The organism is Pseudochelatococcus sp. B33 (genome assembly GCF_053570585.1).
Map to the genome: position 1 here is coordinate 1 of NZ_JBSEFH010000017.1, position 13,891 is coordinate 13,891.

General features: G+C 65.0%; 10 protein-coding genes. 6 read left to right on the top strand and 4 right to left on the bottom strand.

Annotated features, from left to right (window positions below; all coding sequences use genetic code 11):
• Positions 1-175: 175 nt before the first annotated feature.
• Positions 176-1,099 carry a pca operon transcription factor PcaQ gene (pcaQ, locus tag ACUSIJ_RS18610; RefSeq protein ID WP_449309904.1) on the top strand — a complete coding sequence of 308 codons (924 nt, stop codon included), beginning with the start codon at positions 176-178 and terminating at the stop codon, positions 1,097-1,099.
• Positions 1,100-1,108: 9 nt separating this feature from the next.
• Here the strand turns inward: pcaQ and ACUSIJ_RS18615 are convergent, their stop codons facing one another.
• The 4 genes from ACUSIJ_RS18615 to ACUSIJ_RS18630 form a co-directional block, all read right to left on the bottom strand.
• On the bottom strand, positions 1,109-2,512 hold the full coding sequence (locus tag ACUSIJ_RS18615) for a helix-turn-helix domain-containing protein (protein ID WP_449309905.1): 1,404 nt from the start codon (positions 2,510-2,512) through the stop codon (positions 1,109-1,111).
• A 102-nt stretch (positions 2,513-2,614) separates the two neighbouring features.
• Complete coding sequence (locus ACUSIJ_RS18620; RefSeq protein ID WP_449309906.1) at positions 2,615-3,907, bottom strand: MFS transporter; 1,293 nt, start codon at positions 3,905-3,907, stop codon at positions 2,615-2,617.
• Positions 3,908-4,059: 152 nt separating this feature from the next.
• A complete protein-coding gene (locus ACUSIJ_RS18625; RefSeq protein ID WP_449309907.1) occupies positions 4,060-5,634 on the bottom strand; it encodes an ABC transporter substrate-binding protein in 1,575 nt (524 codons plus the stop codon).
• Positions 5,635-6,271: 637 nt separating this feature from the next.
• Positions 6,272-6,955 carry a helix-turn-helix domain-containing protein gene (locus tag ACUSIJ_RS18630; RefSeq protein ID WP_449309908.1) on the bottom strand — a complete coding sequence of 228 codons (684 nt, stop codon included), beginning with the start codon at positions 6,953-6,955 and terminating at the stop codon, positions 6,272-6,274.
• 386 nt (positions 6,956-7,341) lie between these two features.
• On the opposite strand from ACUSIJ_RS18630, the gene ACUSIJ_RS18635 reads away from it, so the two are divergent.
• From ACUSIJ_RS18635 to ACUSIJ_RS18655, 5 genes are all read left to right on the top strand, one after another.
• Complete coding sequence (locus tag ACUSIJ_RS18635) at positions 7,342-9,696, top strand: amidase family protein (RefSeq protein WP_449309909.1); 2,355 nt, start codon at positions 7,342-7,344, stop codon at positions 9,694-9,696.
• Positions 9,697-9,974: 278 nt separating this feature from the next.
• Positions 9,975-11,012, top strand: coding sequence for an ABC transporter ATP-binding protein (locus ACUSIJ_RS18640; RefSeq protein WP_449309910.1), 1,038 nt, complete (start codon positions 9,975-9,977; stop codon positions 11,010-11,012).
• Positions 11,012-11,995: an ABC transporter ATP-binding protein gene (locus ACUSIJ_RS18645; protein ID WP_449309911.1), complete on the top strand. Its 984-nt coding sequence runs from the start codon at positions 11,012-11,014 to the stop codon at positions 11,993-11,995. The genes ACUSIJ_RS18640 and ACUSIJ_RS18645 overlap by 1 nt, the downstream gene beginning before the upstream one ends.
• A gap of 27 nt (positions 11,996-12,022) precedes the next feature.
• Positions 12,023-12,976, top strand: coding sequence for an ABC transporter permease (locus ACUSIJ_RS18650; protein ID WP_449309912.1), 954 nt, complete (start codon positions 12,023-12,025; stop codon positions 12,974-12,976).
• Complete coding sequence (locus ACUSIJ_RS18655; RefSeq protein ID WP_449309913.1) at positions 12,973-13,872, top strand: ABC transporter permease; 900 nt, start codon at positions 12,973-12,975, stop codon at positions 13,870-13,872. Before ACUSIJ_RS18650 ends, ACUSIJ_RS18655 begins: the two co-directional genes overlap by 4 nt.
• Positions 13,873-13,891: the final 19 nt, after the last annotated feature.

Here is a 13,891-nt window from a genome sequence, read left to right on the forward strand (position 1 = left end):
GCTGGAGCGGGTGTAGGCCCGCCACGCGGCCTGGGCAACGGCGAGCCGGCGGCGGCCGGCCGCAACGTAACCACTGGCGCGGCCATAACTGATGAGTTATAAAATACCCGGATGGAGCATGTTCTTGACGTAAATTCAAAATCCGTCATCACAACATTCGTCATCGAAGACCGCCTTGTCCAGACGCCTCATCGATCCGCGCATCAAGCTGCGCCATATCGCCTGTTTCCTTGAGGTCGCCCGCCTCAGGAGCGTGACCGCCGCCGCGGACGCGCTCGCCATCAGCCAGCCGGCCGTCTCCAAGACCGTTCAGGAGCTGGAAGACCTGCTCGGTGCCGCGCTGTTCGACCGCAGCCGGCGGACCCTCGTCTTCACCCCGTTCGGGGAGGTGTTCCACCGCTACGCGGCCACGGGCATGGTCGCGCTGCGCCAGGGCATCGACGCCGCCAACCAGACGGGCCGCGCGGCCACCCTCAAGGTGGGGGCCCTGCCCACGGTCTCGGTCCGCATCCTGCCGCGGGCCGTGGAAATCTTCAGCGCCGGCAGCCCCGGCGTGCGCACGCACATCGTCACCGGCCCCAACGATTACCTGATTTCCGTGCTGCGCACGGGCGACGTCGATCTCGTCATCGGCCGCATGACCGAACCCGATGCGATGGGCGGCCTGACCTTCGAGCATCTCTACTCCGAGCGCGTGGTCATGGTGGTGCGCCCCGATCATCCGCTGCTCGGCGAGCGCGCGTTCCATCTGGGCATGATCGAGGATTATCAGACCCTGATGCCCACTCCCGACTCGCTGATCCGGCGCCTCGTGGACCGGCTGCTGCTCACCAACGGCGTCACGCAGTTGCGCGACGAGGTGGCGACGGTCTCGAGCGACTTCGGCCGCGCCTACGTCCGGCGCACCAATGCCGTCTGGATCATCTCCGAGGGCGTGGTAGCCAGCGACGTGGCCGAGGGGCAGCTGGCGCTGCTGCCCGTCGATACCGGCGAGACGCTCGGCCCCGTCGGCTTCACCAGCCGCACCGATACGCAGCCGACGCTTGCCGTCACCGGCTTCATGGAAGCCGTCCGGCAGGTCGCGGCGAGCATCGGCTGATGGCGTGCGCTACGTGTCCGAGAACCCGAACGGCGCGTCGGTGCGGCGGTAGTCGTCCGGCAGGATCTGGCGGCCGATGGGCGGTTCCGAGCGGGATGTGCAGGACGTCCGGTGGCAGAGCCGGCAGGTGATGCCGATCGGCGTGGGTGCCGCGGGCTGCGGGTGAGCGCGGCTGTAGACGAGCCGCTCGGCATGATGGGCCTCGCACACCAGCGCGATGGCGCGCTCGACTGTCGCCACGCCGAAGGCGCCGCCGCCCGAACTGACCGTGCGGGCGATCGAGAAGAACCGCTGGCCGTCGGGCAGTTCGAGCCATTGGGTGACGACCTTGCGCGGCGTGGCGAAAACCTGGTGCACGCTCCACAGCGGACAGCCGCCACCGTGGCGCGCGAACGGGAAGGTGCCGCTGTTCAGCCTCTTCGACACGTTCCCGGCGGCGTCCACCCGGATGAAGAAGAACGGCACGCGCTCATGGCCGGGTTTCTGAAGCGTGGTCAGCCGATGAGCTGTCTGCTCGAAGCTCGTCCCGAACTGGCGCGACAGCGCTTCGATGTCATACCGGCGGCTCTCGACCGCCCGGGCGAAGGCCGCATAGGGCATGATGATCGCCGCCGCGCAATAGGCCGCGAGCGCGCGGTGGGCCAGACGCCGGGCGTTGTCGGTTTCGAAATGCCCCTCCTGCGTGGCGTCGCGGATCTCCTGATCGAACTCCAGATAGGCGAGCTGCTGGGCGAGCTGAAAGTTGTGGCTCGCCGTATCCAGCGTGTCGTCGAGCAGCACGTCCTTCCGATGCCAGTCCAGACGCCGGAGGGAGCCTGTCATCACCTCGGGCGGCATGCGCCGCACGCGCAGGCCATGCCGCTCCTTGAAGGAGTTCGTCAGCCCGCCGGCTTCCGCGATCTGCGCCGACAGCCTTTCGGCGGCGGCATCGAGGATGGGAAAGCAGTTGCGCCGTGCCGACAGGAAGCTGCGCACCGCCGCAACCGGGTCCGCGGACGCGCCGATGCCCTCGCCCGAGCCGTCCTGCCTGCGGTCGGCGAGCGCGAACTGCTCCTCCTTGTAGGCGGTATGGAGCCGCAGGATCGCTTCGGCGACACCGGGAAAACCGTGCACGAGGTCGGCGATCTCCATCGACGGCAGATCGATGTCCGCGAAGATGGGATCGCGCATGACCGCCTGCAAGCGGGCGATCAGGTCGGGTCCGGTGTCGTCGCCGAAGCTGGAAAAATCGACCTTGTACGCCTTCGCGAGACGCAGCAGGGTTTCGGCCGTGACCGGCCGCTGATTGCGCTCCATGAGCGCGATGTAGGACGGCGAGATGTCGAGATCCGCCGCCATGTTGGCCTGGGTGAGCCCAAGGTCGCGACGCAGCCGGCGCAGACGTGGCCCCAGATAGACGCCGTGCTTCTCCATGCGGGCAATACAACATTACATTTTGATTTTGTAAAGTTTGATAATGCGACACGACCTCCTCTCGGTACGGCGACCGCAAGTGCTTCAACATCCATGCAAACTTTAGTCGGCCGGCTGGCTCGCCCTTCCGGTAGGCACGGCTTGCGGATAAATGCCGAAGGTTCCGAGGTTGAGACGGCGCAGCAGCGGCGCTCTCCATGCAACCGCCGAAACCACGCCCATGGTCAGGATGCCGCCGAGGATGACAGCGCGCGTGGGGCCGAGCAAGGATGCCGACAGGCCCATCTGCACGGCCCCCAGTTCATTCGACGAGCTGACGAACACCATGCGCACCGCCGCGATGCGGCCGCGCATGTGCTCGGGCGAGGCCAGTCGCAATATGGCATGGCGTATGACCATGCTGAGACCGTCGCAGATGCCCGCCAGGAACAGCGCCGCCATCGACAGGTAGAAATTGGTCGAGAAGCCGAATGCGATCATGCAAAGCCCGAAGCCGGCGATGATGAGATGCAGCACCAGACCGGCGTTCGCCCGCGGAATGAAGCGGATGGACAGAATGGCGGCAGTGAGCGCACCGGCTGCGATCGCCGCGCGCAGAAGCCCGAAGCCGGAGGGGCCGACATCGAGGATATCCGTGGCGAAGATGGGCAGAAGCGAGGCGGCGCCGCCGAAGAAAACCGCGAACAGGTCCAGCGCCATGGAGCCGATCAGCACCTGATTGCGGAAGACGTATTGAATGCCTTCGACGATGCGGGCGATCGGGCCGGGCGCGCCGGCCGGATGTTCCGGCACGGGTTTCTCCCCGATCCCGAGACCGTAGACGGCGCAGGCCGCCGCAAGCAGCGCCGCGAGAGCGGCATAGGTGACGACCGGGCCGGTCGCGGCCCAGAGGAAACCCGCCACCACCGGCCCGAGCATGTCGGATATCCGCGCCGTGGTGGAGATGACCGGCACGCCCTTGAGGACGAGGCCGACGGGCAGCACCTGGGCCTCGAGCCCCACTTCGGCAGGCGTCTGATAGGCGCGCAGGGAGGCGGAAAGCAGCGCGGCGATCAGCAGCGCCACGATCAGCAGGGTTTCCGTCGCCGTCACGGATATGAAGACCAGTCCGAGACAGACCAGCGCCAGGCAACCGACGGTGACGAGGACCAGCCGGCGCCGGCTGTGCCGGTCGGCCACCTCCCCGCCATGGAGTGCGAGGGTCAGCGCCGGGATGACCTGCACGAAGCCGAGCAGCGCGATGTCGATCGCCTGTTTGCGGGCGTCATAGACGTGGAAAGCCAGCATCACCGTCAGCGCTGACGCTGCGAAGCGTTCGATGGAATTGGCTGCCACGAGAGCGCGAAATTCCCGGTTGCCCCACAGGGTATGATCGAAAAAGCGTGACAGCATCATCTAGTCTCCGGAAGGAAAGTCTCGGGCGCCGTAAGCTTGGACAAAGTGCAACCGGGCAAGGTGCAATCGGACAAGAAAAAGGGGCCGGGCCCACCAGGGCCCCGGTCCCCGCGTGTGCCCGGGGATGTCGGAGGAGTCCCGGGGGTGATGCCTTACTCGACGGTGACTTGCGTGAAGTCCTGGTACCAGCTCTGCGCCTGAACGAAGCCCTTCACGTTCGGCGCCAGCGCGCGGGGGTTGAGGTCGTGGACGACGAAGAGGCGGGGCGCATCGTCGACAACGAGCGCGTGGGCCTCGGAGATCTTCTCGTCCTGTACCACCGGATCGAAGGATTCGAACGCTTCCTGCATCAGCTGATCGACCCTGTCGTTCTTGTACTCGCCCCAGTTGGAAATTTTGCCCATGCTGGTCACGTTGGTGTAGAAATTGGTCGGATCCCCAAAGGGCTGGCCGTGGTTGATGGCGTCGCGGTGCGGAACGCCGTCCGTGCCGGGCGGCGTGCGCATGCCCTGCAGAACGGTGCCCCAGTCGGCCACCTCGTATTCCACCTTGACGCCGACTTCGGCCAGCGATTGCTGAACGAATTCGGCCATCGGCAGCGGCACCATATTGCCCGAGCCCGCCGTGGGCAGCAGAACGCGGAAGCTGATCGGCTTGTCGGGGCCGTAGCCGGCTTCCGCGAGAAGCGCCTTCGCCTGCTCCGGATCGTAGATGTAGTTCTGCGTCGGGTGGCCGAAATACTTGTTGTCCTTCTGGTAGATGCCGACAGCGGGTACCGCCGTGCCGGAAAGCAGCGCCGCCATGCCCTCGCGGTCGATGGCATAGTTCAGCGCACGGCGCACGCGGACATCCTGGAGCGGGCCCTCCTCCTTCAGGTTGAAGCGCCAGGACCAGATATGAAGGTATGGCTTGGTGACGATCTGGAAGCCGGCAGCCTCGAGCGAGGGGATGGAATCGGGCATCGGAAACTCGATCCAGTCAACCTGGCCGGAACGCAGGGCCGCAACGCGGGTGTTGGCATCCGGAATCGGCAGAAGGCTCAGGCGTTCGACCTTGGGGATACGTGTCTTGTCCCAGTAGTCCTCGTTCCGGTTCAGCTCGATGGATTGCTGACGCGTGACGCTGACGAGCTTGAACGGGCCGGTGCCGGCGGGCTGGGCCTGAAAGGCGATCCAGTCGCTTCCGACCTTTTCGTACTGGCGCGGACTCACGATGAAAATACGCGAGACCTGATAGGGCAGCATGCTGAAAGGCACGCTCGTGACAATGGCGACCTGATTGTCGCCGACCTTCTCGTAGGAGGCGATCTGGGCCGTATAGCTGCTGTAGGATGCGGCGGCGGGATCGTAGTGCGGCGCGTCCTTCTTCAAGTGCCGGTCCAGGTTCCAGACGATGTCGTCGGCTGTCAGCGGCGAGCCATCATGAAATGTGACGCCATCGCGGATCGTGAAGATCCAGCGCTTGTTGTCGTCGGGGTCGATATGCCATTCCGTGGCGAGCCCCGGCGTCAGGTCCGCCGGTGCATCGGTGCGGGTAAAGTCCCAGTTCACGAGGGCGTCATAGATGGTGTAGCCCGCGAAGCGGCCACCCTCGCTGCCGTTGTCCGGAATGCCGCCGGTCGTCGGGACATCCGATGTCGTCATGGCGATACGCAATGTCTGGGCATGAGCACCCACGGCAAGGAGCGTGACCGCGCCCGCCAGGAGCAATGTCTTGAGCTTCAACATGATGAGTCCCCTTCTGGAGGCGGCGAGAACCCGCGCTTGTTCGTGTTTGGTCTGCCCCTGTCCGGGAACGCTTCTTCCCCCTGCGGTGCGGTATGGCGATGCATCGCGCATGTTATTGGCACGGCTCGTCCCTCCCCCGGGTTTGGCGCCGGTTGCGGAATCGAGGCCCATGCGTTGTCATGCCCGCCGGAGCGAGCCTGTCCGTATAGTGAAGGAGGTCCGGCACCGCAGTCCGTCGCGTCGAACAGGACTGCGGCGCCGCTCGTCAACCCAGGTCGCACGCCAGGTCGCACGGTGGCCTGGTCTCTGCCCGCTTCGGGCGCACCGTTCCACAGGAGATAGGGTGAAACCAGACCGGGACGAGCCTGTCATCCGGGTTGCGACCTGCCTGTCCGCATAGGCCAGACGCAGGTAAACCGGCCCACCGGCAGCGCTTCTTCCGAGCGAAGAACTGTCAGAGTAGCTATACGATGACGGCTTGAGTCATTGATGTCAAGTTACTTGATTGAAGGTCAAATTGCTTTTTTTACATGGCAGGCATGCAAGTAATGTATAAGATTAAATTTTAGGCATGAGAAGAGAATACCACGCCGATGAATGCTTTCGAACGCAGCATCGGGCGTGGATTCTGTGCACTTCAAAGACTCGGGGGCGTATTCACCCAAAGGATGCGGGCGACCTTGTCGCTCTTGTTGTGATAGCCGTGAGGCAAGGATGACGAAAAGAACAGGATATCGCCGGGATGCAGGACATAGCTTTTGCCATCGACGGTGACTTCCAGTTCTCCTTCAATCAGATAGCCCATTTCCTCGCCGACATGCTGGACGTCGTTGTCGCTGCGCACCTGCGGCGGGATATTGAGGATGTTGGCCTGCAGCAGCCCGTTCTTGGCGACCGGGATGATGCGCTCGAACCAGGCACCACGGCGGCCGAGCTCGGTATCGTCCTCGATCCGCGCCCGGCGGTTGTGGGGAAAATGATGAACCGGCCCCGACAGATTGTCGCCTTCGGCGAAAAGCTCGGCGATGCTGGTGTCGAGTTCGCTTGCAAGCCGGTGCAGGAAGGAGATGGAGGGGGTCAGTTTGTCGTTCTCGAGCTTCGACAACATGCTTTCCGAGCAATCGATGAGCTCGGCCAGCTCCTTGAGCCTGTATCCCTTGAGGAGACGGGCGTGCTTGAGTTTCGAGCCGATCCTGTATTCGTTCCGCAAGCTTCCCGGCTCCTGGCGAGGCCTGCGCCTCACGGTCGCCTCGGTTTCCTCCGGCGGCAACTGGACGGCGAGTTGCGGCGCACCCTGCTTCCTGTCATTCGATTGAACCATGTCGCTTCCTTTGGTGCCCCCAAGCCTCATCCTGAATGCACATTTAGCAGGCACTTGACTTATTATCAAGTCACTTGACAAACGAAAATCCGACGTTCAGGCTTGGGTCAACGTCAACTCTGGTGGGTGTCCGAGAGCCCCGTTGACGGGTCCTGGGGATCAATCGAACCAGCTTCGGCCTTTGGGCCGCGTACCATTTCCGAGTGCCATTCCGTTGCCGACACACGCCCGGCGTCGCGGGTCCGTGTGCGGAATTCGGAGCCGTTGACGCGACGGGCCGGACCGGCTTGCCGGGTTCGCGCGCGGACACGTCGTCGGACAGTTCTTTCAGTCGCCCCGGCTGCGGGGCCGACGGCCGCATGCCGGCCGCGACGAGGACAACAGACATGAACGAGCATATTCCCATGAGCACGGCCAACGACGTTGCCTTGCGCAAGCCGTTTCAACTCGAAGAAGCCACGATCGACGACATGCATGCCGCCATCAAGGCGGGCGACATTACCGTCGTGCAGATCGTTCAGCACTATATCGACCGGGCGCGCGCCTTCAACGGCGTGGCGAGCATGCTGGTGACAGAGGATGGCGCCGACATTCCGGAAGCCGCCGGGACGGTCCGCGCCACGGCGCCGCTGACGTTCCCGACCCGGACGGTCAAGGCCTCGGACATCCTGGAGGATCTCGACAGGTACAAGGGGCCGCCGCTTGAATTCGGCCGCATGGAGCCGACCGCCTCGAATCCGAGCGTCATGCAGCAATACGGCATGATCGTCGGCATGCCCGATGCCGGTCAGGTCAACGCGCTGGCGACGCTGAACATTCGCGGTGAACGGTCGGTGACGTGCGCCGGCGATTTCGACCGCCATCCCGATGAAGGGCCGCTGCCCGAGGGCGCGCCGGCAGTCGCCGAGATCTTCCGCCGCCATCCCGATGCGCTGGAGCAGGCAGCGTCGCTGGACGCCGCATACGGCACGAATCCGGATCTGGAGAAGCTGCCGCTTTACGGCGTGGTCTTTTCCTTCAAGGACCCCTTCGACTGCAAGGACATGCGTTCCACCGGCGGCGGGGACGCGGCCTATGACGTCGACTTCCCGGCCGAGGACCACGTGCTTGTCGACCAGATCCGCAAGAAGGGCGGCATCATCTTCGCCAAGGCGGTCAATACCGAATATAACGGCCGCGCGGGCGATCCCGGCGGCCGCCACGCCCCGGACAAGGTTCTGCCTTCCGTGCTCGGCTATCAGCGCTCGAGCTGGGCGGGGAACCCGTCCAACCCCTATGACACGACCCGCGCGGCGTCGCTCGGCTCCAGCTCCGGCTCCGGCGTGTCGGTCAGCGCCAACCTGTGCATGATCAGTCTGGGAGAGGAGACCCGCGCCTCCTGCCGAGGCCCGTCGAACCACAACTCGATCGCGCTCATCCTGCCGCACAAGGCCATGATCGGCTTTGACGGAGGCGCGATCGGCGCCGACATCTACTGCGACCGCACGGGCATTCACGCCCGCAAGATCGCCGACGCGGCAAAGGTTCTCGACGCGCTGAAGGACCCCGAAAACGGCTATTACGACCCGCGCGACCCGTTCACCACCGTGCCGCGCAGCTCGGTCCTGGGCACGCCCTATGCCAGCCACGCCAGGGGCAGCGGCGAGAAGGACGCATTGAAGGGCGTGCGCCTCGGCGTGATCCGCGAATCGATGATCGCCGCCGGCTCCAGGGCCGCCGAGCCCATCACGACCGCAGCCGCCAGGGAAATGAAGGCCGTGCTCCGGGATCACCTCGGCGCGACGCTGGTGGAATCCGCCGACCCGCGCTGGACGCCCGATCCGGAAATCGAACCGATGAAGGTCGATTTCCGCACCGCCCTCGCCCGCCTCGTTCCGGTTTTCATGCCGGATCTCCTGTTCCGCCTGAAGCCGGACGGCACGCCGCTGTTCAGGGAGTTCGCCGAGGCGATCGAGCCCACCGAGTTCCTGCCCGGCAAGGTTTTCGGCAGCGGCGGCATGAAGCCGATCGATTATCTCGTCGCCCTGGCCGACGGCGAAATCCCCCCGCCGTCCAACCTCGATATCGCCACGATCCAGCAGCAGGAACTGGCCAAGACGTTCCGCTATCACCTGCCGCAATACCTGAAGCGCCGGGCGAGGGACTGGGCGAAAAAAGGCATCACGGAAACGCTCGTCGACTTCGAGGCGTTGAACAAGCGCTCGAAATACTGGGGAGACGACCAGCGCGCCGCCTTCCTGAACTGGCAGGAGACCGTCGATCCCCGCAACCCGCTCGACGGGCGGCAGGGCGTCAATGAACGGATCATGCTGCGCGAGCTGCTGCGTCGCACCGACATGATGGTCATTCTGGAAAACAAACTCGACGTGCTGGTCCGCCTGCATACGCCGCTGCCGCCGGCCAAGATCGGCGGAGCCCAGGAGCCCGGGACGATCCAGAACATCCGCATCGAGTCGATGTACGGCCCGAATGCCGGCCTGACGGAAGTGCTGATCCCGGCAGGCTTCGTGCGTACGGTCTACGATCCGGTCCTGAAGCTCAACGAGGACGGCACGCGCTACGTGCCCACGCTCTCCGACGTGCCGACCGAACTGCCGGCGCCGGGGCTGCCGTTCTCCTTCGTGTTCCGTGCCGAGCCCGGCAAGGAGGACCTGCTGCTTAGCATCGCGTCGTCCTACGAGAATGCCTCGAAGCGCCGCGTTCCCCCGCCGGCCTTCGGGCCGATCCCGATGCGCAGCTGACGGTCGATGTCCGGCCGGCCCGCGCCGGCCGGCCCGTCCGCCGCCGCGGATGCCTGAAACCGGACCGCTGTGACCAAATAACAAATAGAATTGCTCAAGAAACAGACTTGACACTCGATGTTCCCGTACTCAAAATTTCTCATCAGATGAATGAATAGATCTATAGATCGAGATGCACAAAGCTAATCATCGAAACAAAGATGTTTATTGTCTTTATGCTTTGTGGGTAGGTTAAGAGAGCAAAACAAGAAAGAACTTCCAGACAAGAAGGGGAACCGATGTCTGAGCTCAAGCAACTGCCCGATCGCGGCGGTCCGGCCCAGCCGTTGCTGATCGTGAACGGACTGGTGAAGCACTTTCCGATCGGCTCTTTTCTGGGGGGCCGGCAGATGGTGCGCGCCGTCGACGGCCTCGATCTGACCATCGCCAAGCGGGAGACGCTCGGCATCGTCGGTGAATCGGGGTGTGGAAAATCGACGGCATCGCGGCTGATCATGTCGCTGATCCAGCCGACCGCCGGTGAGATCGTCTTCGACGGCGAGCTCGTGGGCGCGCCCGGCGGGCTCAGCCTCAAGGAATATCGCCGCCAGGTGCAGATGGTGTTCCAGGACAGCTACTCCTCGCTCAATCCGCGTCTGACCATCGAGGAGTCCATCGCCTATGCCCCGAAGGTGCATGGCGTGCCGCACGGCAAGGCGGTCGGCCGGGCACGCGAGCTGCTGGAGGCGGTCGGCCTTGCGCCCGCCCAATATGCGCGCCGCTTTCCGCATGAGCTGTCCGGCGGCCAGCGGCAGCGCGTCAACATTGCCCGGGCGCTTGCGCTCCAGCCGCGCCTGATCATTCTCGACGAGCCGGTGTCGGCGCTCGACAAATCGGTCGAGGCGCAGGTGCTGAACCTGCTGCTCGATCTCAAGGACGAGTTCGGGCTGACCTATCTCTTCATCAGCCACGATCTCAATGTGGTCGAGCATGTCGCCGACCGGGTGCTCGTCATGTATCTCGGCAAGGTGGCGGAAGTCGGATCCGTGGACGAGATCTTCCGCGCGCCGTCCCATCCCTACACCCGGGCGCTGCTGGCGAGCCGTCCGTCGATGGATCCTGCCCGCCGGCGTACCGAGCCGCCGCTCAGGGGCGACCCTCCCAATCCGATCAACCCGCCGTCGGGGTGTCGCTTCCGCACCCGCTGTGCCGCGGCCCGCGTCGTCTGCGCCGAGAAGGTGCCGGAGCCGGCCGGCCGGGGCGACGGCCATCAAGCCGCCTGCCATGCCGTGAAGCCGGATAGCGGCTATGCCGAAAGCGAAAGGATGGTGGCGTGATGACCGGCCAGCCTCTCGTGCGCGCCCGTGACCTGCATGTGCGTTTCGTATCCCGGGATGCGACCGTCAATGCCGTGAACGGCATCGATCTGGACCTTGCCGAGGGCGAGGTTCTCTGCATCCTCGGCGAGAGCGGTTCGGGCAAGTCGGTGACCCTGCGCGCCCTCATGCGCCTGAACCCGCGGGCCAAGACGGTCATGAGCGGCGAATTGAACGTCGCCGGGCACGACATGATGAACATTTCCGAGGCGAGGCTTTCGGAACTGCGCGGCAAGGTCGTGTCGATGATTTTCCAGGAGCCGATGACGGCGCTCGATCCGGTGTTCACGATCGGGCGACAGATTGCCGAGACGCTGGTGCGCCATGAGGGCATCAGCCGGAAGGATGCCGACCGGCGCGCGCTCGACCTGCTCGAACTGGTCCAGATCCCGTCGGCCAGGCGGCGGCTCGCCGCCTACCCGCACGAGCTGTCGGGCGGCCTTCGCCAGCGCGCCATGATCGCGATGGCGATTTCCTGCCGGCCGAAGCTCCTGCTGGCCGACGAACCCACGACCGCTCTCGACGCGACGGTGCAGATCCAGATCCTGCTTCTGCTGCGCCGTCTCCAGCAGGAACTCGGCATGGGCGTTGTCTTCGTCACTCACGATCTCGGCGTGGCGGGCGAGATCGCCGACCGCATCGCCGTGATGTATGCCGGCCGCATGGTCGAGATGGGGTCCGTCACCGATGTCATGGCCGGGCCCCTGCACCCCTATGCGCAGGGTCTCCTGGGCGCCACGGTGCATGCCGGCACCCGGGGCCGGCGGCTGACGACCATTCCCGGATCGCCGCCGGATCTGCGGTATCCGCTTTCCGGATGCGCCTTCGCGCCGCGCTGCCCCCATGCCGTGGAGGACTGCCGCGCCCGCGTGCCTGCGTTCCGCCATCCCGCCGCCGGCCGCGCCGTCCGCTGCATCAGGGCCGAGGAGGTCGCCGCCGCCTGAGCCGTCGCCCCAGCCGAGGACGAACCCGTGATTTTCTATACGTTCCGCCGCATCATCTACATGTTTCCGATCGCCCTGGCGGTCAGCCTTGTCTGCTTCCTGCTCGTCCATATCGCGCCGGGTGATCCGATCGACGCCATGGTGCAGCCGGACACGCCGCAGGAGGTCATTGACCGGGTGCGCGCCGAATACGGCCTCGACAGGCCGCTGCCGGTCCAGTTCGGCGTCTGGCTGCTGCATGTGGCGCAGGGCGATTTCGGCACCTCGCTCATCAAGGGCAGGCCGGTTCTGCCGGATCTCGTCGCGGCGAGCGGCGCAACCTTCATCCTGGCCTGCACGGGCGGTCTGTTCGGCTTCGTTCTCGGCTGCCTGTTCGGCGGGATCGCCGGCGTCTATCGCGGCACCTGGATCGACCGGCTGCTGCTCGGCACCGCCGTTGCCGGCGTTTCGGTGCCGCACTACTGGCTCGGCATGGTCCTGGTCATCATCTTTTCAGTGAACATGAATCTGCTGCCGGCGATGGGCTTCGGCCCCGGCGGTTCGACCGAGTGGGTGTGGGACTGGGCCCATGTCCGCTATCTCATCCTGCCGTCGCTGACGCTCGCCGTCATTCCGGCGGGTATCATAACCCGGACCGTGCGCGGCCTCGTCAGCGACATCATGAGCCAGGACTACATCACGACGCTGCGCGGCAAGGGGCTGCGCCGCAGCGGAATCGTCTGGCACGTGGTCAAGAACGCCGCTCCCACGGTTCTTGCCGTGATCGGCCTTCAGCTCGCCAACCTGATGGGCGGTTCGATCCTCGTCGAGACGGTGTTCGCATGGCCCGGCACGGGGATGATGCTGAACACGGCCATCTTCCAGCGCGACATTCCGGTGCTGCAGGCGACCACGCTTGTGCTCGCCCTCTTCTTCGTCGTCCTCAACCTCCTGGTAGATCTGATCCAAACCTCCATCGACCCAAGGATTAGCCGCCGATGACCACCGTTTCCGACGAAATCGTCGCAGCGCCGGCTCCCGCACGGAAAGCCGACCGCGAGGATTCCTACTGGCGCGGCGTCGGCCGTCGTCTGCTGCGCGACAAGACCACCCTGCTCTGTGGCTTCATTCTGATCGTGATGGCTCTGCTGATCCTGTTCGCACCGCTGATCGCGCCCTGGGGCGCGACCGACGGCAGCATCGCCCGGCGCCTGAAACCCGTCGGCACGCCGGGCCACCTGCTGGGGACGGACGAACTTGGCCGCGACATGCTGAGCCGACTTCTCTACGGTGGCCGCTATTCCTGGTTCGTCGGCATCACGCCCGTCGTGCTGGCCTTTGTCATCGGCGGCACCATCGGCATCATCGCCGGCTTTGCCGGCGGCAAGATCAACATGGCGATCATGCGCGTCACGGACGTATTCTACGCCTTTCCCTCGGTGCTTCTGGCGGTTGCCGTCAGCGGTTCGCTCGGCGCCGGCATCCTGAACGCCATCACGTCGCTGACCATCGTCTTCATTCCGCCGATCATCCGCGTGGCGGAAAGCGTCACGACCGGCGTGCGCACCCTCGACTATACGGAAGCCGCCCGCGCCACGGGCGCCGGACCGGCCTCGATCGTGAAGGTCCACATCCTGCCGAACGTCCTCGGGCCGATCTTCGTCTATGCAACCAGCCTTGTGGGTCTCTCGATGATCCTCGCCTCCGGCCTGTCCTTCCTCGGCCTCGGCATCAAGCCCCCGGATCCGGAATGGGGGCTCATGCTCAACACGCTGCGGACCGCCATCTATTCGCAGCCCCTGATCGCGACGCTTCCCGGTGCATGCATCTTCATGACCAGCGTCTGTTTCAACTTCGTCAGCGACGGGCTGCGGACCGCCATGGACGTGCGGGCCTGAGGACGGCGGGGTTGCCTTA

What these genes read in the sequence shown, in the direction of transcription:
- ACUSIJ_RS18620 (WP_449309906.1), bottom strand. Translation starts at nt 3,907, where the DNA reads ATGATGCTGTCACGCTTTTTCGATCATACCCTGTGGGGCAACCGGGAA.
- ACUSIJ_RS18630 (WP_449309908.1), bottom strand. Translation starts at nt 6,955, where the DNA reads ATGGTTCAATCGAATGACAGGAAGCAGGGTGCGCCGCAACTCGCCGTC.
- ACUSIJ_RS18640 (WP_449309910.1), top strand. Translation starts at nt 9,975, where the DNA reads ATGTCTGAGCTCAAGCAACTGCCCGATCGCGGCGGTCCGGCCCAGCCG.
- ACUSIJ_RS18615 (WP_449309905.1), bottom strand. Translation starts at nt 2,512, where the DNA reads ATGGAGAAGCACGGCGTCTATCTGGGGCCACGTCTGCGCCGGCTGCGT.
- ACUSIJ_RS18645 (WP_449309911.1), top strand. Translation starts at nt 11,012, where the DNA reads ATGACCGGCCAGCCTCTCGTGCGCGCCCGTGACCTGCATGTGCGTTTC.
- ACUSIJ_RS18655 (WP_449309913.1), top strand. Translation starts at nt 12,973, where the DNA reads ATGACCACCGTTTCCGACGAAATCGTCGCAGCGCCGGCTCCCGCACGG.
- ACUSIJ_RS18625 (WP_449309907.1), bottom strand. Translation starts at nt 5,634, where the DNA reads ATGTTGAAGCTCAAGACATTGCTCCTGGCGGGCGCGGTCACGCTCCTT.
- ACUSIJ_RS18635 (WP_449309909.1), top strand. Translation starts at nt 7,342, where the DNA reads ATGAACGAGCATATTCCCATGAGCACGGCCAACGACGTTGCCTTGCGC.